This is a genomic window from Mycobacterium sp. P2_H7 (assembly GCF_056403275.1).
On record NZ_JBFUFU010000009.1, the window covers coordinates 203,477 to 220,994 of the forward strand.

Annotated in this window: 21 protein-coding genes; 13 read left to right on the plus strand and 8 right to left on the minus strand. The window is 68.0% G+C overall.

What is annotated here, in order from left to right:
* Window positions 1-69: 69 nt before the first annotated feature.
* The 5 genes from AC1DY7_RS13155 to era all read left to right on the plus strand — a co-directional run bounded on the left by AC1DY7_RS13155 (window position 70) and on the right by era (window position 4,213).
* A complete protein-coding gene (locus tag AC1DY7_RS13155; RefSeq protein ID WP_477494125.1) occupies window positions 70-1,107 on the plus strand; it encodes a PhoH family protein in 1,038 nt (345 codons plus the stop codon).
* Window positions 1,104-1,640, plus strand: a complete 537-nt coding sequence (gene ybeY, locus AC1DY7_RS13160) for an rRNA maturation RNase YbeY (protein WP_477494126.1) — start codon at window positions 1,104-1,106, stop codon at window positions 1,638-1,640. The genes AC1DY7_RS13155 and ybeY overlap by 4 nt, the downstream gene beginning before the upstream one ends.
* A 64-nt stretch (window positions 1,641-1,704) precedes the next feature.
* Window positions 1,705-2,994: a hemolysin family protein gene (locus AC1DY7_RS13165; RefSeq protein WP_477494127.1), complete on the plus strand. Its 1,290-nt coding sequence runs from the start codon at window positions 1,705-1,707 to the stop codon at window positions 2,992-2,994.
* Window positions 2,991-3,305 carry a cytidine deaminase gene (locus AC1DY7_RS13170; RefSeq protein ID WP_477494128.1) on the plus strand — a complete coding sequence of 105 codons (315 nt, stop codon included), beginning with the start codon at window positions 2,991-2,993 and terminating at the stop codon, window positions 3,303-3,305. Before AC1DY7_RS13165 ends, AC1DY7_RS13170 begins: the two co-directional genes overlap by 4 nt.
* A gap of 5 nt (window positions 3,306-3,310) precedes the next feature.
* Window positions 3,311-4,213 carry a GTPase Era gene (era, locus tag AC1DY7_RS13175; protein ID WP_477494129.1) on the plus strand — a complete coding sequence of 301 codons (903 nt, stop codon included), beginning with the start codon at window positions 3,311-3,313 and terminating at the stop codon, window positions 4,211-4,213.
* 3 nt (window positions 4,214-4,216) lie between these two features.
* Here era and AC1DY7_RS13180 read toward each other — a convergent pair whose 3' ends face one another.
* Window positions 4,217-4,699: a CAP domain-containing protein gene (locus AC1DY7_RS13180; protein WP_477494130.1), complete on the minus strand. Its 483-nt coding sequence runs from the start codon at window positions 4,697-4,699 to the stop codon at window positions 4,217-4,219.
* A gap of 11 nt (window positions 4,700-4,710) precedes the next feature.
* Window positions 4,711-6,138, minus strand: a complete 1,428-nt coding sequence (locus tag AC1DY7_RS13185; protein ID WP_477494131.1) for an amidase — start codon at window positions 6,136-6,138, stop codon at window positions 4,711-4,713.
* A 66-nt stretch (window positions 6,139-6,204) separates the two neighbouring features.
* Here AC1DY7_RS13185 and recO point away from each other — a divergent pair, with 66 nt between their 5' ends.
* The 4 genes from recO to AC1DY7_RS13205 are packed head-to-tail and all read left to right on the plus strand — an operon-like array spanning window position 6,205 to window position 8,672.
* Window positions 6,205-7,047 carry a DNA repair protein RecO gene (gene recO, locus AC1DY7_RS13190; RefSeq protein WP_477494132.1) on the plus strand — a complete coding sequence of 281 codons (843 nt, stop codon included), beginning with the start codon at window positions 6,205-6,207 and terminating at the stop codon, window positions 7,045-7,047.
* On the plus strand, window positions 6,995-7,876 hold the full coding sequence (locus AC1DY7_RS13195) for a decaprenyl diphosphate synthase (RefSeq protein WP_477494133.1): 882 nt from the start codon (window positions 6,995-6,997) through the stop codon (window positions 7,874-7,876). The genes recO and AC1DY7_RS13195 overlap by 53 nt, the downstream gene beginning before the upstream one ends.
* Window positions 7,876-8,277, plus strand: a complete 402-nt coding sequence (locus tag AC1DY7_RS13200; RefSeq protein WP_477494134.1) for a hypothetical protein — start codon at window positions 7,876-7,878, stop codon at window positions 8,275-8,277. Before AC1DY7_RS13195 ends, AC1DY7_RS13200 begins: the two co-directional genes overlap by 1 nt.
* Window positions 8,274-8,672 (plus strand): NUDIX hydrolase, encoded by a 399-nt coding sequence (locus AC1DY7_RS13205; protein WP_477494135.1) that lies wholly within the window; start codon window positions 8,274-8,276, stop codon window positions 8,670-8,672. The genes AC1DY7_RS13200 and AC1DY7_RS13205 overlap by 4 nt, the downstream gene beginning before the upstream one ends.
* On the opposite strand, the gene AC1DY7_RS13210 is transcribed toward AC1DY7_RS13205, so the two are convergent.
* Together AC1DY7_RS13210 and AC1DY7_RS13215 are read right to left on the minus strand one after the other, a co-directional pair.
* A complete protein-coding gene (locus tag AC1DY7_RS13210) occupies window positions 8,665-9,057 on the minus strand; it encodes a Fur family transcriptional regulator (RefSeq protein WP_477494136.1) in 393 nt (130 codons plus the stop codon). The genes AC1DY7_RS13205 and AC1DY7_RS13210 overlap by 8 nt on opposite strands.
* The gene (locus tag AC1DY7_RS13215; RefSeq protein WP_477494137.1) at window positions 9,054-9,407 is read right to left on the minus strand and encodes an ArsR/SmtB family transcription factor; all 354 of its coding nucleotides are present in this window, start codon (window positions 9,405-9,407) and stop codon (window positions 9,054-9,056) included. Before AC1DY7_RS13215 ends, AC1DY7_RS13210 begins: the two co-directional genes overlap by 4 nt.
* A gap of 96 nt (window positions 9,408-9,503) precedes the next feature.
* Between AC1DY7_RS13215 and AC1DY7_RS13220 the strand changes: the two genes are divergently transcribed.
* Both AC1DY7_RS13220 and AC1DY7_RS13225 read left to right on the plus strand, forming a co-directional pair.
* A complete protein-coding gene (locus AC1DY7_RS13220; RefSeq protein WP_477494138.1) occupies window positions 9,504-10,886 on the plus strand; it encodes a glycine--tRNA ligase in 1,383 nt (460 codons plus the stop codon).
* Between the two features lie 75 nt (window positions 10,887-10,961).
* Window positions 10,962-11,459, plus strand: coding sequence for an EspA/EspE family type VII secretion system effector (locus AC1DY7_RS13225; protein WP_477494139.1), 498 nt, complete (start codon window positions 10,962-10,964; stop codon window positions 11,457-11,459).
* On the opposite strand, the gene AC1DY7_RS13230 is transcribed toward AC1DY7_RS13225, so the two are convergent.
* The 3 genes from AC1DY7_RS13230 to AC1DY7_RS13240 are packed head-to-tail and all read right to left on the minus strand — an operon-like array spanning window position 11,460 to window position 13,669.
* On the minus strand, window positions 11,460-11,957 hold the full coding sequence (locus AC1DY7_RS13230; RefSeq protein ID WP_477494140.1) for a DUF302 domain-containing protein: 498 nt from the start codon (window positions 11,955-11,957) through the stop codon (window positions 11,460-11,462).
* Window positions 11,954-12,979 (minus strand): alcohol dehydrogenase catalytic domain-containing protein, encoded by a 1,026-nt coding sequence (locus tag AC1DY7_RS13235; RefSeq protein WP_477494141.1) that lies wholly within the window; start codon window positions 12,977-12,979, stop codon window positions 11,954-11,956. Before AC1DY7_RS13235 ends, AC1DY7_RS13230 begins: the two co-directional genes overlap by 4 nt.
* 12 nt (window positions 12,980-12,991) lie before the next feature.
* Window positions 12,992-13,669 carry an SDR family oxidoreductase gene (locus AC1DY7_RS13240; protein ID WP_477494142.1) on the minus strand — a complete coding sequence of 226 codons (678 nt, stop codon included), beginning with the start codon at window positions 13,667-13,669 and terminating at the stop codon, window positions 12,992-12,994.
* An 87-nt stretch (window positions 13,670-13,756) separates the two neighbouring features.
* Here AC1DY7_RS13240 and AC1DY7_RS13245 point away from each other — a divergent pair, with 87 nt between their 5' ends.
* Entirely contained in the window at window positions 13,757-14,206 is a 450-nt protein-coding gene (locus tag AC1DY7_RS13245; RefSeq protein ID WP_477494143.1) for a winged helix-turn-helix transcriptional regulator, read from the plus strand.
* Here AC1DY7_RS13245 and AC1DY7_RS13250 read toward each other — a convergent pair.
* A complete protein-coding gene (locus AC1DY7_RS13250; RefSeq protein WP_477494144.1) occupies window positions 14,203-16,212 on the minus strand; it encodes a TPM domain-containing protein in 2,010 nt (669 codons plus the stop codon). The genes AC1DY7_RS13245 and AC1DY7_RS13250 overlap by 4 nt on opposite strands.
* A gap of 32 nt (window positions 16,213-16,244) precedes the next feature.
* On the opposite strand from AC1DY7_RS13250, the gene AC1DY7_RS13255 reads away from it, so the two are divergent.
* Window positions 16,245-17,516 (plus strand): deoxyguanosinetriphosphate triphosphohydrolase, encoded by a 1,272-nt coding sequence (locus AC1DY7_RS13255; RefSeq protein ID WP_477494145.1) that lies wholly within the window; start codon window positions 16,245-16,247, stop codon window positions 17,514-17,516.
* Window positions 17,517-17,518: the final 2 nt, after the last annotated feature.

Genomic DNA, 17,518 nt, shown 5'->3' on the forward strand with positions numbered 1-17,518 from the left:
CAGGTCGGTGACCAGCGCTAAACTGGCAGCACCGACTCCAGAGCACAGGAAGCAGGTACGAAACACCACGTGACGCCCCGCGAGACGACCGCTGACTCGCCCTCCCCGCAGGTGCGCAGCAGCATCACAGTTCCGCCCGACGCTGTCGTGGGCCTGCTCGGCTCCGCAGATGAGAACCTGCGCGCCCTCGAAACACTGCTCACCGCCGACATCCATGTCCGCGGCAACGCCGTCACCCTGTCCGGACAACCCGCCGATGTGGCGCTGGCCGAACGGGTCGTCGGCGAACTGGTGGCCGTGCTTGCCGGGGGGCAGTCACTGAACCCGGACGCGGTTCGGCGCAGCGTCTCGATGATGACCGGCGAATCGGATGCCTCGCCCGCCGAGGTGCTGACGCTGGACATCCTGGTGCGGCGCGGAAAGACCATCCGGCCCAAGACGCTGAACCAGAAGCATTACGTCGACGCGATCGACGACCACACCATCGTGTTCGGCATCGGACCGGCAGGCACCGGCAAGACGTACCTGGCGATGGCCAAAGCGGTGGCGGCGCTGCACGCCAAGCAGGTCAACCGGATCATCCTGACCCGTCCCGCGGTGGAAGCCGGTGAGCGCCTTGGCTTCCTGCCCGGCACGCTCAGCGAGAAGATCGACCCGTATCTGCGGCCGCTGCTCGATGCGCTGCACGACATGATGGACCCCGAGGTGATCACCAACCTGCTGGCGTCGGGCGTCATCGAGGTCGCACCGCTCGCGTTCATGCGCGGCCGCAGCTTGAACGACGCCTACATCATCCTCGACGAAGCGCAGAACACCACGGCCGAGCAGATGAAGATGTTCCTCACCCGGCTCGGCTTCAACTCGAAAATGGTTGTCACCGGCGACATCACGCAGGTCGACCTGGCCGGCGGGCAGGCCTCCGGCCTCCGCGCGGCCATGACCATCCTCGACGACATCGACGACATCCACTTCGCCGAGCTCACCAGCGCCGACGTCGTCCGGCACCGGCTGGTCTCCGAGATCGTCGACGCCTATGCGCGCCATGATGATCCGGGCATGCTCAACCGCGCCCAACGCCGCTCGTCGAACGGGCGGTCGCGTAGATGAGTATCGAGGTCTCCAACGAGTCGGGGTTCGACGTCTCTGAGGAAGAACTGATCAGCGTCGCCCGCTTCGTCATCGGCCACATGGACGTGAACCCGGCCGCCGAACTGTCCATGGTGCTGCTCGACACCGCGGCCATGGCCGATCTGCACATGCGCTGGATGGACCTGCCCGGGCCGACCGACGTGATGAGCTTCCCGATGGACGAGCTGGAGCCGGGCGGGCGGCCCGACGCGGCCGAACCCGGCCCGTCCATGCTGGGCGACATCGTTCTGTGTCCGGAGTTCGCCGCCAAACAGGCCGAGCAGGCCGGGCATTCGCTGGGGCAGGAGCTGGCGCTGCTGACGGTGCACGGCGTGTTGCACCTGCTCGGCTACGACCACGCCGAGCCTGATGAGGAGAAAGAGATGTTCGCCCTGCAGCGGCGTCTGCTCGAAGAGTGGGTGGCCGATCAGGTGCAGACCTACCGTCAGGATGTCCAGACGGAGAAGGATCGCCGGCTGCTCGACAAGTCGCGATACTTCGATCAATCGTGACGGACGATCAATCGTGACGGACGATCAATCGTGACGGACGATCAATCGTGACGGACGACCAATCGTGACGGGCCTGGCAGCGCTGATCGGCGCGATCGTCCTGGTCGGTCTGGGTGGACTGTTCGCCGCCGTCGACGCCGCGATCGGCACGGTGTCCATCGCCCGCGTCGACGAGATGGTGCGCGACGAGCGCCCCGGCGCAACGCGTCTGGCCCAGGTCATCGGGGACCGGCCCCGGTTCATCAATCTCGTGGTGCTGCTGCGTATCACCTGCGAGGTGAGCGCGACCGTTCTGCTGGTGTCCTATCTGGACGGCTACCTCGGCGTCGGCTGGGGTCTGGTGGCCGCCGCCGCCGTCATGGTGGTGGTCAGCTTCGTGGTCATCGGTGTCGGGCCACGGACCGTCGGGCGGCAGAACGCCTACAGCATCGCACTCGCCGCAGCGGTTCCGCTGCAGGCGATCTCGGTGCTGCTCACCCCGATCAGCCGGCTGCTGGTTCTGATCGGCAACGCGCTGACACCAGGGCGGGGTTTCCGCAACGGTCCGTTCGCCTCGGAGATCGAGCTCCGCGAGGTCGTCGACCTGGCGCAGCAGCGCGGCGTCGTGGCCGACGACGAGCGCAGGATGATCCAGTCCGTCTTCGAACTGGGCGACACCCCCGCGCGTGAGGTCATGGTGCCCCGCACCGAGATGGTGTGGATCGAGGGCGACAAGACCACCACGCAGGCCAGCTCCCTCGCGGTGCGCAGCGGGCATTCCCGGCTCCCGGTGATCGGCGAGAACGTCGACGACGTGCTGGGCGTGGTGTACCTGAAAGACCTGGTGCAGCATTCGTATACGGAGGCCGGCCAACTGGACACCCGGGTGGGTGACCTGATGCGCCCGGCGGTGTTCGTGCCCGATTCCAAACCGTTGGACATGCTGCTGCGCGAAATGCAGCGCGACCGCAACCACATGGCGCTGCTGGTCGACGAATACGGTGCGATCGCCGGGCTGGTCACCATCGAGGACGTGCTCGAGGAGATCGTCGGCGAGATCAACGACGAGTACGACGCCGACGAGGTGGCGCCCTGGGAAGATCTGGGCGACAAGCAGTTCCGGGTCTCCACCCGGTTGCCCATCGAGGACCTCGGCGAGCTCTACGAGGAACTGCAGATCGGCGAGGACCTTGAGGTCGACACCGTCGGCGGGCTGCTGGCCCACGAACTGGGCCGCGTGCCACTGCCCGGCGCGGAAGTGACGTGGGACGGGCTGCGATTGCGGGCCGAGGGCGGGCCGGACCACCGTGGTCGGGTGCGGATCGGCACCGTGCTGATCAGCCCGGCGAACACAGAGGAAGAGGAAGCTCAATGAGCCTCACCGATGAGGACAACAAGCTGGTGGTGCTGGCCCGCGGCGCGATGGGCAGGGCCGAAGCGACCGAGGGTGCCGCGGTCCGCGACCTGGACGGCCGCACCTACGCCGGCGCCCCGGTCGGCCTGGCCGCGCTGACGCTGACGGCGCTGCAGGCAGCGGTGGCCGCCGCGGTGTCCAGTGGCGCCGCCGGCCTGGAGGCCGCGGTCCTGCTGGGTGGTTCAGCCGAGGACACCGGCGTCGCCGCGGTGCGTGAACTGTCGCCGGACGCGGCCGTCATCGTCACCGACCGGGCCGGAAATGCGGTGTGAACCCCGTGAGTGACGAGTTCCGTTCCGGCTTCGTCTGTTTCGTCGGCCGCCCCAACACCGGCAAGTCGACGTTGACCAATGCGCTGGTAGGCCAGAAGGTTGCCATCACCTCGAACCGGCCGCAGACCACCCGGCACACCATCCGCGGCATCGTGCACCGGGAGAACTTCCAGATCATCCTGGTCGACACCCCCGGGCTGCATCGGCCCCGGACCCTGCTCGGGCAGCGACTCAACGAGTTGGTCAAGGACACCTACTCCGAAGTCGACGTGATCGGCCTGTGCATCCCCGCCGACGAGAACATCGGTCCCGGTGACCGGTGGATCCACGAGCAGATCCGGGCGGTGGCGCCCAGAACCAAACTGGTCGCGATCGTCACCAAGATCGACAAGGTCGCCAAGGAGCGGGTCGCCGCGCAGTTGTTGGCGGTCAGTGAGCTGGTCGGGCCGGATGCCGACATCGTGCCCGTCTCGGCCACCGCCGGCGAACAGCTCGACGTGTTGATCAATGTCTTTGTGGCACAACTGCCGCCCGGGCCTGCCTACTACCCCGACGGCGAGCTCACCGATGAGCCCGAGGAAGTTCTCATGGCCGAGCTGATCCGCGAGGCGGCACTGGAAGGGGTGCGCGACGAGCTGCCGCACTCCCTGGCCGTCGTCATCGAGGACATCGAAGAGCGTGAGGGCCGTGACGATCTGATCGATGTGCGCGCCATTCTGTACGTCGAGCGCGACAGCCAGAAGGGCATCGTCATCGGTAAGGGCGGCGCCCGCTTGCGTGAGGTCGGCACCACCTCGCGCATCCAGATCGAGAAGCTGCTCGGCACCAAGGTGTACCTGGACCTGCGGGTCAAGATCGCCAAGAACTGGCAGCGTGACCCGAAACAGCTTGGGCGGCTGGGCTTCTAGCGGCTAGGCCGGAATGCCGTACACCGCGACGACGACGCTGCGGTCCAGGCTGTTGAGCGACCACACGCCCATCTGGCTATTGGCGCAGTTGCTCATGATCGCCATGTAGTCGGGGCGGTAGTACCACTGGTTCATGATCTCGACGCCGTTGATGGCCAGCGCCGGATTGATGGCCACGGTCTGCGTGACGGTGCCTTTGTAGCCGGCGGCGGCGGCGCGCGACTGCGGGGTGGAGCCGTCCGAGCCGAGATCGCCGTCCAGCGCCCGGTTGTTGAGCACGTCATTGGCGTGCCATTCGGCGGCCAGTTGCAGCTGCGGATTCTTCCGCACATCGTTGGTGCAGCCGGCCTGGTGCTGGACGGTGTACACGTTGGCGATCACGCTGTTGTTCAGCCGGACATTGTCGGCGTGGGCGGCCGGGGCCGTCAGCACCGAGCCGGCGGCGACAACGAGCACGGGCAGGGTGCGCACACCTCTAGCGAACATGGACACAGAGATTACTGCAGCGCGGGAGTCGCCCACCACGGTTCGGGCTGCTTGGTCATCCAGCCACTGATGGCTTCCAGTTCGGCGGCCAGCGAAATGAGCAGCGGCTCGCTGCCCTCCGGCCCCATCAGCTGCACCCCGATCGGCAGACCGTCGGAGGTGAACCCGGCCGGCACGTTGATCGACGGCCAGCCCAGCACGTTCCACGGCCACGTCACCGGGCAGGCCGCAATCATCGCCCGGTCGGTGGCCAGGCTGCTGCGCTCGTCGTACTCGTGGACCCGCGGCGGCGGAAGCGCGGTGGTGGGCGCGAGCACCACGTCGGCGATGTTGAAGATCCAGCCCACCCGTCGCTGCGCCTCGACCTCGGCCGCGCGGGCCTTGCGCAGCACATGTTCGGAGAGCAATCGGCCGGTGCGCATATTGCTCACGGTGCGCTTGTCCCACCGGATGCCGGGTCCGAGGCGGTGCCCCCAGTCCAGCAGCCCGGACGTGGACCGGGACAGGAAATTCCACGACATCTTCAGCCCATAGTTCGGGTCGGCCTCGTCGACGGTGTGCCCGAGCTGTTCCAGGTGAGCGGCCACGTCGCGCAGGGCGGCGTCGATCTCCGGATGCAGCTGGGCGCGGAAGAAGGTGAACGGGAACTTCGTCGACAGCGCGATGCGCAGCGAGCCCGGGGCTTGACCGATGTACTCCGACGCCCGGATCGGTTCGGGTTTGTGCAGGTCACCGTCGGCGTTGCCGGAGGCGGCGTCCAGCACGATGGCCGCGTCGGTGACGGTGCGGGCCAGCACGCCGTTGACGGTGATGCCGTTGAACGCTTCGGGCAGCGGCCAGGTGGAGATGCGGCCGCGCTGCGGTTTGATGCCGACCAGGTGCGTCCATGCCGCCGGAATGCGCACGCTGCCCGCGCCGTCGGAGCCGATGGCCGCCGTCACCAGCCCCGCGGCCACGGCGGCCGCGCTGCCGCCGGAGGAACCGCCGGGGCTGTGCTCGCGGGACCACGGATTGCGGGTGTGCCCGAAACCGGGTCCGCTGGTGAACGGCCACTGGCCGAGCTCGCAGGTGTTGGTCTTGCCGACGATCACCGCACCCGCCGCCCGCAACCGGCGCACTACCTCGGCGTCCGCGCTGGCTTCAGGCACCTCGCCGCGGGTGCCGAACCGGGTCGGAACACCGGCGACGTCCACGTCGTCCTTGACCGCGATGGGCACGCCGAGGAGTGGAAGTTGCTGTCCCGCAGCGCGTTTACGATCGGCGGCGGCGGCCTCGGCGACCGCGCTCTCGGCCAGCACCACCCGGAACGCGTTCAGCGTGGGCTGGCTGGCCTCGATCGCATCCAGGGACTGGCGTACCAGTTCTTCCGATGTCGTGGCTCCGCTGGCGAGGCGGTAGAGCTGCTGGGTGAGAGTCGGGAGTTTCGGGGTGGGTGACATGGCGAAAACGAGAATATCCGGCGTTGCGTCGCTGCCGGTGTCGGCACGCGATGAGAGACTGGCCCGATGCGGTTGTACCGGGATCGAGCGGTCGTGCTGCGCCAGCACAAGCTCGGCGAGGCCGACCGTATCGTCACGCTGCTCACCCGCGAGCACGGTGTCGTCCGTGCCGTCGCCAAGGGTGTGCGCCGTACCCGCAGTAAGTTCGGGGCCCGGCTGGAACCGTTCGCACACATCGACGTTCAGCTGCACCCCGGCCGCAACCTCGACATCGTCACCCAGGTCCAGTCCATCGACGCGTTCGCCGTCGACATCGTCAGCGATTACGGCCGCTACACGTGTGCGTGCGCGGTACTGGAGACAGCCGAGCGGCTCGCCGGTGAGGAACACGCCCCGGTGCCGGAGTTGCACAGCCTGACGGTGGCGGCGCTGCGGGCGGTCGCGGCGGGCAGGCGGCCGCGCGAGCTGGTGCTGGACTCCTATCTGCTGCGGGCCATGGGCATTGCGGGCTGGGCTCCGGCACTGTCCGAATGCGCACGCTGCGCGGCTCCCGGGCCGCACCGGGCGTTCCACATCGGGGCGGGCGGCAGCGTGTGCGTGCACTGCCGGCCGTCGGGTTCGGCGACGCCGGCGCAGGCGGTGCTGGACCTGCTGATCGCCTTGCACGACGGGGACTGGGAGTTCGCCGAGGCGTCCACCTCGTCGCATCGCAGCCAGGCCAGCGGGCTGGTGGCCGCTCATCTGCAGTGGCACCTGGAGCGTCAGCTGCGGACGTTGCCACTGGTGGAGCGTGTCTATCGGATAGATACCGCGGGCCTCGAACGCCGCGGGGATCCGTTCGGGCAGGATATGGCGCATGGCAACCAAACGGGGCAAGACCACCTACCCGCAGCTGCCCCCGGCGCCTGACGACTATCCGGTCTTCCCGGACACGTCGAGCTGGCCCGTGGTGTTCCCGGCGCTGCCGCCCCGCACCAACGGCGCATTCTCCCGCCCGCCTCAGCATCCGTCGAAGGCCGCCGCCCCGCAGATCCCCGCCGACCAGGTGCCCAACCACGTCGCGGTGGTGATGGACGGCAACGGCCGGTGGGCCACCCAGCGCGGGCTGGGCCGCACCGAGGGTCACAAGATGGGTGAGGCGGTGCTCATCGACATCACCTGCGGTGCCATCGAACTCGGCATCAAGCATCTGTCCGTCTATGCGTTCTCGACGGAGAACTGGAAGCGCAGCACCGAAGAGGTGCGCTTCCTGATGGGATTCAACCGCGAGGTGGTGCGCCGTCGCCGGGAGAACCTGGACGCCATGGGCGTGAACATGCGCTGGGTGGGTTCGAGGCCACGGATGTGGAGCAGTGTCATCAAGGAATTCGACATCGCCGAGCAGATGACGGTCGGCAACGACGTCATCACCGTCAACTACTGCGTGAACTACGGCGGGCGCACCGAGATCGTCGAGGCGGCCAAGGCCATCGCCGAACAGGCCGTCGAGGGCAAGCTGAACCCGTCCCGCATCTCCGAGGCCACCCTGGCCAAGCACCTGCACCGGCCCGACATTCCCGATGTGGACCTCTTCATCCGGACCTCGGGGGAGCAGCGGGCCAGCAACTTCATGATCTGGCAGGCGGCGTACGCCGAGTACGTCTTCCAGGACAAGCTGTGGCCGGACTACGACCGGCGCGACCTGTGGGCGGCGTGCGAGGAGTACGTCAGCCGCAACCGACGTTTCGGCAGGGCCTGATGGCCGAACTATCGGAGCGATTGGCGGCGGTCGCCGAGGCGATCCTGCCCACCACCCACGAGGACGACGGTTCGGTCACCGTGCAGCACGACGGCACCTTCTCCTCGCTGCGGGTGGTGAGCATCGCCGAGGGGCTCGACATGGTGGCGCTGACCCAGATGCTGGCCTGGGATCTGCCGTTGGACGCGGCGCTGCGGGCCACGGTCGGCGAGCATGCGCACCACACCCTGCTGGGCACGGTGTCGCTGACCGAGAAGGCCGCCGAGAAGAACAAAGGTGCGGCGGATGTGCTGCTGCGCTACAACTTTCCGGCGGCGGGTCTGACGGACGAGGCGCTCGGCACGCTGATCCTGATGGTGCTGTCCACGGGTGCCGACGTACGCCGGGCACTCATCACGTGACTCCCGTCATCCGGATCGTCGCGGCGGTGATCCTCGATGAGCGCAACCATGTCCTGGTCGTCCGCAAACGCGGCACGACGGCGTTCATGCAGCCCGGCGGCAAGTTCGAACCGGGGGAGACGCCGGTCGAGGCCTTGTGCCGGGAGGTCCGTGAGGAACTCAACGCCGGCGTCGTCGACGGGTCCATCCGGTCACTGGGACACCATGACGCGGCGGCGGCCAACGAACCCGGTCACCGCGTCGCGGCCGACCTGTTCGTCGTCAGCGTGGACGGGCCGCCGCAGCCGGGTGCCGAGATCGTCGAGATGATCTGGGTGGACCCGCACGCGCCCGGCGAGATCGAACTCGCCCCACTGACCCTCGGTGCGGTGCTGGAGTTCGCGCGCGTCAGCTGACCGCGCAGGAACCGCACACCCCGAAGATCTCGATGGTGTGGCTGACATCGGTGAAACCGTGTTCGGCCGCGATCTCCTCGGCCCACACTTCCGCCGCTCCGCCCTCGACCTCGACCGTCGACCCACACGCCCGGCACACCAGATGGTGGTGGTGATGTTCGGAGCAGCGCCGGTACACCGATTCGCCGGTGTCGGTGCGCAGCGTGTCGACCAGGCCGGTCGTGGCCATGGACTGCAAGGTCCGGTACACGGTGGTCAGGCCGATGTTCTCGCCACGCTGCCGCAGTTCGTCGTGCAACTCCTGCGCGGAGCGGAAATCCGCGATGTTCTCCAGCAGCGCCGAGATGGCCGCCCGCTGTCTGGTGGCGCGTACCGGAGTGCTCATGCGCAGTCCTCCCCGGCGTGGGTGACCGCGGCCAGCACGATCTCGGCGAGGTGTTGGTCGACCAGGCGGTACATCACCTCGCGGCCGCTGCGCTCACCGGCGACCACCCCGGCGGACTTGAGGATGCGCAGGTGCTGGCTGACCAGTGGCTGGGGCACGTCCAGCGCATCGACGAGTTCGTGCACGCAGCGCGCCGACTCGCGCAGCTGAAGTACCAGGGCGATGCGCACCGGCGCGGCCAGCGCGCGCAGCAGATCGCCCGCGGTGTCCAGGATCTCCCGGGGCGGCAGCTCGGGGAAGGGGTCGCCGTCGCGCTCGTGCTCGTGATCAGTAGTGGAAACGGTTTTCATTATGAAGTCAGATTACATGCGTGACTGCGCATGTCAACGCTTTCCGGGGCCTCCCGCGGCGCGGCGCGCCCAATCTGATCGCTACGCTGTCAACCCGTGGCATCCATCATCGACACCGTCGCGAACCTGGCGAAACGCCGTGGCCTGGTCTTCCAATCCGGCGAGATCTACGGCGGCACGAAGTCCGCGTGGGACTACGGGCCATTGGGTGTCGAGCTCAAGGAGAACATCAAGAAGCAGTGGTGGCGGTCCGTCGTCACCGGCCGCGATGACGTCGTCGGCCTGGACAGCGCGATCATCCTGCCGCGCCAGGTGTGGGTGGCCTCCGGCCACGTCGCGGTGTTCAACGACCCGCTGGTGGAGTGCCTGAACTGCCACAAGCGACACAGGCAGGACCATCTTCAGGAGGCCTACGCCCTGAAGAAGGGTGGCGAGCCGGACGACGTGCCGATGACCGAGATCGTCTGCCCAGACTGCGGCACCAAGGGCCAGTGGACCGAGCCGCGTGACTTCAACATGATGCTCAAGACCTACCTCGGCCCCATCGAATCCGAGGAGGGCCTGCACTACCTGCGGCCCGAGACCGCGCAGGGCATCTTCGTCAACTTCGCCAACGTAGTCACCACCGCGCGACGTAAGCCGCCGTTCGGCATCGGCCAGATCGGCAAGAGCTTCCGCAACGAGATCACCCCGGGCAACTTCATCTTCCGGACCCGCGAGTTCGAGCAGATGGAGATGGAGTTCTTCGTCGAGCCGTCCACCGCGCCGGAGTGGCACAAGTACTGGATCGAGACCCGGCTGAAGTGGTACACCGACCTGGGCATCAACCCGGAGAACCTGCGGCTCTACGAACACCCGCTGGAGAAGCTGTCGCATTACAGCGCCGGCACCACCGATATCGAGTACAAGTTCGGCTTCGCCGGCAACCCGTGGGGTGAGCTCGAAGGCATCGCGAACCGCACCGACCACGACTTGTCCAGCCACGCAAAGGCTTCCGGTGTCGACCTGACGTACTACGACCAGGGCACCGAGACGCGCTACACGCCGTATGTCATCGAACCGGCGGCCGGCCTGACCCGTTCGCTGATGGCCTTCCTGGTCGACGCCTATCACGAGGACGAGGCGCCCAATGCCAAGGGCGGCGTGGACAAGCGCACCGTGCTGAAGCTGGATCCGCGGCTGGCTCCGGTCAAGGCGGCGGTACTTCCGTTGTCGCGCAACGCCGATCTGTCGCCGAAGGCCCGCGACCTGGCGGCCGAGCTGCGTCAGCTGTGGAACATCGAGTTCGACGACGCGGGTGCCATCGGCCGGCGCTACCGGCGTCAGGACGAGATCGGCACGCCGTTCTGCATCACCCTGGACTTCGACTCGCTGGAGGACCAGGCGGTCACCATCCGTGAGCGCGACACGATGGCCCAGGAACGGGTGGCCATCTCCGAGGTGTCGAACTACCTCGCGGTCCGGCTGAAGGGCGCCTAGTCTTCGGCTCGGAATTACTGCTCCGACGGGACTGTGGGCTCACCTAGGATTTGAGTCACAGGATCGAAGGGGGCGGTGATCAGCGTTCTGGGGGCTTTTCTTTCGACGTGGGACGACGCCCGCGCGACACTCGGTGCCGGTGTCCCGGTGGACGGGTCCCGCTTCGACAGGGGCGGTCAGCTCGATGACCTGCACGGCACCGTCGCGACCGCCAAGCCGGACGCCGCCTGGACCGGTACGGCGGCGCAGGGGTACAGCGACCGCAACCAGCAGCTGGCCGGGAACATCGGCCGTCTCGCCGAACTGGACCGGCGCCTGGGCGCAGAGATGGATCGGTCTGCCGCGGTGGTGACGGCGGGTCGCCGGGATCTGGAATCCGTCAAACAGTGGGTGATGAGCGCCGCCGCGAGCGTGCCGCCCAATGCCGCGGGTGAACGCTTCCTGTTGCCGGTGGTGTCGAAAGGCGTCGCCGAGGTCGCCGACATCGTGGCGCGGTCCAACAGCGATATGAACGGCATCGCGGAACGGATCCGTCAGATCGGCAGCGATTACCAGGCACTCGGCGATGTCTGATCAGCGCAGCGCCGCGGGCACCTCCCCGTCGAGCAGTTCGATCAGCGTCGCCAGCAGACCGTCGAGTTCCACACCAACGGCGGCGATCTCGGGACTGCCGTAGCTGCCGAACAGCAGGCTCGGCTGGTCGACGGCCAGCACGGTGCCGTCCACTCCGGCGTAGATCAACGTGCGCAGCGGTGCGTGCAGCATCACCGCCGTGTCGTGCCGGTACATGCGTTCGGCGATGGTGTGGTTGCCCATCAGATACTCGGTGGCGGGGCGACCCGAGTTCGAGATCACCATCGTAGGGGCCACGTCGATCGTGGCGTAGCGCAGGAAGCCGTGCGGTGCTTGGGCTTTGACCTTGTCGACCATGTCGGCCCAGTTGGCGACGTCCCCGTAGGCGGCCAGATCGGCTGCCGGGACCAGTGTTTCGTAACGCGCGCGGGCCTGCTCGTAAGCATCGGGCAGGCTGATCAGCAACCGGCGGTTGAGGTGCTCGACTGTCGTGGTCATCGGTCCGCTCCTTCGATGTCCAGCACCATGCGGAAGCGCGCCTCGCCGGACATCATCCGCTCATAGGCTTGGGGCGCCTGCTCGAACGGCATGACCTCGATCAACGGGGCGATCCCGTGGGCGGCGCTGAACGCCAGGTTGTCCTCGTTCTCGATGGACGACCCGGTGAGGCTGCCGACCACACTGCGACCACCGAAGATCAGGTCCAGGGTGTTCACCTCGATCGGGTCGAAGGCCGCGCCCACCACGACCAGCTGCCCGTGCGGTCGCAACCCGCTGACCAGTGGTCCCATCGATGCACCGCTGGCCGCCGTGGCGACGACGACGGCGGCTCCGCCCAAGGCCGTCAGGGCGGCACCGGGATCCTCCGCGGCACTGTCGATGTAGTGGTCCGCGCCCAATTGCTTGGCGAGGCCGGCCTTTTCGGGTCCGCGCGCGATCGCCGCGACGCGGTAGCCGAGCGCCTTGGCGTACTGCACCCCGAGGTGGCCGAGGCCGCCGATGCCCTGGATTGCCACCAGCGCACCGGGTGCGGCGTTCGCGCCGCGCAGGGCGTTGAAGGTGGTGATACCGGCGCAGAGCAGGGGAGCGGCGAGGTGCGCGTCGAACCCGTCGGGGATGCGCACCAGCCCGGTGGCGCGGGCGTACACGATTTCGGCGTATCCGCCATCGGTGCTGGTGCCCGGTGTCGGCTGATCGAGGCAGTTGACGAAGTCGCCTCGACGGCAGAAGTCGCATTCATTGCACTGGCCGCCGAGGAATCCGATACCGACCCGGTCGCCGGGCGCCCACGCGTGCACCCCGGGGCCGACGGCGTCAACCAGGCCGACGATCTCGTGGCCGGGCACCACCGGCTGTTGCGGGTCGGGCCGCTGCCCTTCCACCGCGAGCATGTCGCTGTGACAGACCCCGCAGCTGAGCACCCGCACCCGGACCTCGCCGGGGCGGGGTGCCACGACCTCGCGTTCGACGAGCGCGAACTCGCGCTGGCCGGTGACTTGAAAAGCCTTGTAGGTAGCCATGTTCGGAGGCTCCTAGGCGGCCGGGAAGAGGGGAGCGTGCACCTGGCGGGTCAAGTCGTCGGCAAGCACTTCCGGTGCGCCGGCAATGATCCCGTCGACGATCTGGCGTGCGACATCGGCTGGATCGTTCTTCGGTACGTCGAGGTCCGCGGTCATGTCGGTGTCGGTGTAGCCCAGGTAGGCGCCGACGACATTGGTGCCCTGCTCAGCCAGCTCCTGGCGTAGCGAGTTCGTCGCCGACCACAGCGCCGCTTTGGACACGCCATAGGAACCGTAACCGGGCAACCAGCTGAGCACGGACGCGATGTTGACGACGGTGCCCTGGCGGCCGGCGAGCAGTGGCGCGAACGCTCGGGTGACCCGCAGCGGCCCATAGAGATTGGTCTCCAGGACGGCGCGGATATCGTCGAGGTCGTCCTGCAGCAGCGACTTGCCGCCCAGAACGCCCGCGTTGTTGACCACGATGGTGGCGTCGGAGGCGGCGTCGGCCAGCTGTGCGACCGACTCGGCGTCGGTGACGTCGGCCGCAACCACCACCACGCGGGGATCTTCGGACGTGCCGCCGCGCCTGCTCGTCGAATACACCTTGGCGGCCCCGGCCTCCAGCAGCGCGGCGACGATTGCCTTGCCAAGGCCTTGTTGGCCGCCGGTCACCAATGCCGTCGCGCCGGCAACGTGAGTTCCTGTCATGGTCTTCTCCTTCGCTTGTGTCCCGCTTGCGTCAGGGTCAACGTAACAGTGCTGGGTTGGTATTTCCAATGTAGGTAGAATATGACGATGCGCACCGATTCGTGGACTGACAATCCCTGCCCCATCGCACGCACCATGTCCGTCCTGGGGCAGCGGTGGGCGGTGCTGATCATCCGCGAGGCGCTGCTGGGCCGGTCGCGATTCTCCGAGTTCAGGCAGCGGCTCGGTGTCGCATCGGACGTGCTCAGCACCCGGCTCACCGAGCTGGTCGACGCCGGAATCCTCGAGGTGGTCGACTATCAGGAACCCGGTGACCGCACCCGCAGCCGGTACGTACTCACCGACGCCGGACATGACCTGGTTCCGGTCCTGGCCGCCATCGGTGAGTGGGGGCACCGCCATCTGCCCCGCGACCACAGCAGCAGCTACCGCTTCGTCGAATCCGGTACCGGCGACGCGGTTGCCATCGGTTTCCGCCGCCGCGACGGCAGTAAGGTGCCCACCCGCCAGGTCTCGCTGGTGGCACCGAAGGGTTAGAAGCGGCCGCCGCCTCCGCCGAACGACCCGCCCGAGCTACCCGAGCCACCGAACGAGGTCGAACTCCAGCCTCCGCCGCCACCGACGCTGCCGCCGAGCCCGCCGCGCAGGGCGCCGGACAGGATGTTGCCGATGATGATGCCGCCCAGCACGGCACCGGAATTCGAGCTGCCGCCGCCGTATCCGCTGTAGTGGCGCTGCGCGGCGGAGACGTCGTCATTCGCCAGCGATTGAGCCTGGGCGGCCAGGTTCGCCGCCGCGTTGGCGTACTGGATGGCTTCAGAGATATTGGTGACCTGCCGGTCCTGGGCGGCCTGAAGTTGACGCACGGCCTCGGCGAGCTTGGTACGGGCCTCGGGACCGATGCTGCCGCGGCGCGTGTCGATGAAATCTGAGACGCCGCGAACCCGGGACTGCGCGCTGAACGAGGCCTGGTCATAGGCGCGGCGCAATCGTTCGGTGGTCTCCCGCTCCTCGGTCACGGCGGCCAGCAGCCGGTCCAGTTCGGCGTCGGCGGCACTCAGATCCGTGAACGCGCCGAGCGGGTCGGTGTTCCCGCTGCCCTGCGCGGTCGCGACCGCCTTCACCGCGGCGTCGCGCGCAGCGCTCAATGCGGTTGCCTGCGTCAGGTTGCCCTGCGCCAGTTGGGCACCCGCAGCGCTGATGCCGTTCTGGATGTCGGTGATCGCCGCGGGCAGGGCCGCGATGGCACGATTGATGTCGGTGGCGGCGCTGTCCACGGCGTCCAGCAGGGTGCGGGCTTGACCCAGCGCGGACTCCGCGGCGCGCACCGCGTCCACCAGTCCTGCCTGGCTGCCCACCGGCCGGGCGACCAGATTGCGCGCGTTGGTGATGTTGTGGTCGGCGAAAGCCACCCGCTGCTTGGCGGTTTCGACGTTTCCGGCCACCGACGCCAAGGCGGCGTCGGCGAACTGCTGATGCAAGCCGGCCAGCGTCTGCTCCGAGGGTGCGAGCCGTGCGGTGAGATCCACCATCTGCTGGGTCAGGGTGTCCAGGCGCGTGGGCGCGTTGATCACCAGATCGCGCAACTGGGCGAAAGCGCCGCGCTGCGTTTCCAGTTCGCGGTCGGCCTTCGCGGCGGCCACCACCACCCGGGTCAGCAGGTCGCGACGCTGCGCGGCCGTCTCGGGCACCGTGTCGTCCAGTATCTGGCGCACGTTGAAGGCTTGCCCCAGCGTGGTTTTCGCGGCCTCGACGGCCGTCACGAATGGTGCGGTGTCCTTCTCGCCGAATTCCTCGATCGCCAGCGACAATTCGTTGTCGCTGGTGCGCACGGCGTTGTCGACTTCCACCACGATCGAGCGGGACAGGTCGTCCAGCGTCTCCAGCGGCATCGCGGCCAGCGCCCCGGGGTCGGTCGGGTCGGCGCGCTGTGCGGCCGCCAGATCCGCCTCGCGACGCTTGCGCCGGCGGCGCCGCATCCACAACACCAGGATCAGCACCGCGAGCCCGATCACCGCCATGATCGCCAGCAGGCCCACCCAGTTCATCTCGACGTCCGAGGACGACGAAGGGGAGGACGCGGTGTTCGTGTTGAGCCCCTCGGCGGCGCCGATCGCGGCCTGTGCCCAATTGCCCTGTCGCAGGGCTGGCTCGATCTGGTTGCGGCGCAGCGTGTTCGCCTCCGCGTTGCTGGCCGCGACGCCGCCGGCCAGGAAGGCGTACGCCCGGTCGGTGGTGGCGACGGCCAGCAGTGCGTCGTACGTGCCCAGGTCACTGGCCTGCAGCGTGGCCCGCGCCCACGGTTCGGCGTCCTGGCCGGAGAAGGTGTCCACGTACACCACCCACAGCCGGACATGCCGGTCGTTGTAGAGCGTGTCGATGGCTTGGGTGATGTTGTTCTTGTCCGGTCCGCTGAGCGCGTTGGCGTTGTCCACGATCTGGGTGGACAACCGCGACGGCGGTTGGGCGGACGCGGCAGGCGCGACCAGAAGGCCGACAGACAACACGGTGAGGAGCACGCTGAGCAGGCGGGCGAGGCGCATGCTCGCAAATCTAGCTGGCAGACTGTCCGCCAGTGGCCAACGTGACGGATACCTATGACGACCTCGACAGGCAACGCCTGGTGGACGAGGCGCCCAAGGCTGCCGCGCTGCCCGGAACCGGTGCCGAGCACCGCACCGACTTCGCCAGGGACCGGGCCCGGGTGCTGCACTGCGCGGCGCTGCGCCGGCTGGCCGACAAGACCCAGGTGGTCGGGCCTCGTCAGGGTGACACCCCGCGGACCCGGTTGACCCACTCGTTGGAGGTCGCCCAGATCGGCCGTGGCATGGCCGTCGGGCTGGGCTGCGACCCCGACCTGGTGGACCTGGCCGGCCTTGCCCACGACATCGGCCATCCGCCCTACGGCCACAACGGCGAACGTGCGCTCAACGAGATCGCGAAAGCATTCGGTGGGTTCGAGGGCAACGCGCAGAACTTCCGCATCCTGACCCGGCTGGAGCCCAAAATTCTTGGCCCCGACGGCCGTTCCGCAGGTCTGAACCTGACCCGGGCGGCGCTGGACGCGGTGATGAAGTACCCCTGGTACCGCGAGGGCGACCGCACGAAGTTCGGTTTCTACGACGACGACGCCGACGCCGCGACCTGGATGCGAGCCGGGGCGCCCGCCGAGCAGACCTGCCTGGAAGCCCAGGTGATGGACTGGGCCGACGACGTCGCCTACTCCGTGCACGATGTCGAGGACGGCGTCATCTCGGGCCGCATCGACCTCCGAGTGCTCGCCGACGACGACGCGGCCGACGGGCTGGCCCGCCTGGGTGCCGGCGCCTTCCCGACGGTCAGCCACGATGACCTGCTGGCCGCCGCGCACCGGCTGTCGGAGATGCCCGTGGTGAGCGGGGTGGGCAAGTTCGACGGTACTTTGACCGGTTCCGTCGCCTTGAAACACATGACCAGTGAACTCGTCGGCCGGTTCGCCAACGCGGCGATCACGCAAACCCAGGCGGTGGCCGGTACCGGCCCGCTGCGCCGCTATGACACCGAACTGGCGGTGCCCGCCCTGGTGCGCGCCGAGGTGGCGGTGCTCAAGATGCTGGCGTTGCAGTTCATCATGTCCGATCACCAGCACCTGCAGATCCAGCTCGATCAGCGCACCCTGATCGAGGAGGTCGCGCTGGTGCTGTGGGCGCAGGCGCCCAGCAGCCTGGACGCGCAGTTCGCACCCGAATTCGAGGCCGCCGGCGACGACGGGGCGCGGCTGCGCGTCGTGATCGACCAGATCGCGTCCTATACGGAAAGCCGGTTGGAACGAGTGCACGAGGCCCGTTCGCCCCGACCTCTAGACTGACC

Bases quoted from the DNA above. Each gene is read 5' to 3' on its own strand.
- AC1DY7_RS13170 (WP_477494128.1), top strand. From the start codon at position 2,991: ATGAGCCTCACCGATGAGGACAACAAGCTGGTGGTGCTGGCCCGCGGC.
- AC1DY7_RS13210 (WP_477494136.1), bottom strand. From the start codon at position 9,057: ATGAGCACTCCGGTACGCGCCACCAGACAGCGGGCGGCCATCTCGGCG.
- AC1DY7_RS13250 (WP_477494144.1), bottom strand. From the start codon at position 16,212: ATGCGCCTCGCCCGCCTGCTCAGCGTGCTCCTCACCGTGTTGTCTGTC.
- AC1DY7_RS13230 (WP_477494140.1), bottom strand. From the start codon at position 11,957: ATGACCACGACAGTCGAGCACCTCAACCGCCGGTTGCTGATCAGCCTG.
- AC1DY7_RS13195 (WP_477494133.1), top strand. From the start codon at position 6,995: ATGGCAACCAAACGGGGCAAGACCACCTACCCGCAGCTGCCCCCGGCG.
- AC1DY7_RS13180 (WP_477494130.1), bottom strand. From the start codon at position 4,699: ATGTTCGCTAGAGGTGTGCGCACCCTGCCCGTGCTCGTTGTCGCCGCC.
- AC1DY7_RS13235 (WP_477494141.1), bottom strand. From the start codon at position 12,979: ATGGCTACCTACAAGGCTTTTCAAGTCACCGGCCAGCGCGAGTTCGCG.
- AC1DY7_RS13185 (WP_477494131.1), bottom strand. From the start codon at position 6,138: ATGTCACCCACCCCGAAACTCCCGACTCTCACCCAGCAGCTCTACCGC.
- AC1DY7_RS13245 (WP_477494143.1), top strand. From the start codon at position 13,757: ATGCGCACCGATTCGTGGACTGACAATCCCTGCCCCATCGCACGCACC.
- AC1DY7_RS13240 (WP_477494142.1), bottom strand. From the start codon at position 13,669: ATGACAGGAACTCACGTTGCCGGCGCGACGGCATTGGTGACCGGCGGC.
- AC1DY7_RS13215 (WP_477494137.1), bottom strand. From the start codon at position 9,407: ATGAAAACCGTTTCCACTACTGATCACGAGCACGAGCGCGACGGCGAC.
- ybeY (WP_477494126.1), top strand. From the start codon at position 1,104: ATGAGTATCGAGGTCTCCAACGAGTCGGGGTTCGACGTCTCTGAGGAA.
- AC1DY7_RS13200 (WP_477494134.1), top strand. From the start codon at position 7,876: ATGGCCGAACTATCGGAGCGATTGGCGGCGGTCGCCGAGGCGATCCTG.
- recO (WP_477494132.1), top strand. From the start codon at position 6,205: ATGCGGTTGTACCGGGATCGAGCGGTCGTGCTGCGCCAGCACAAGCTC.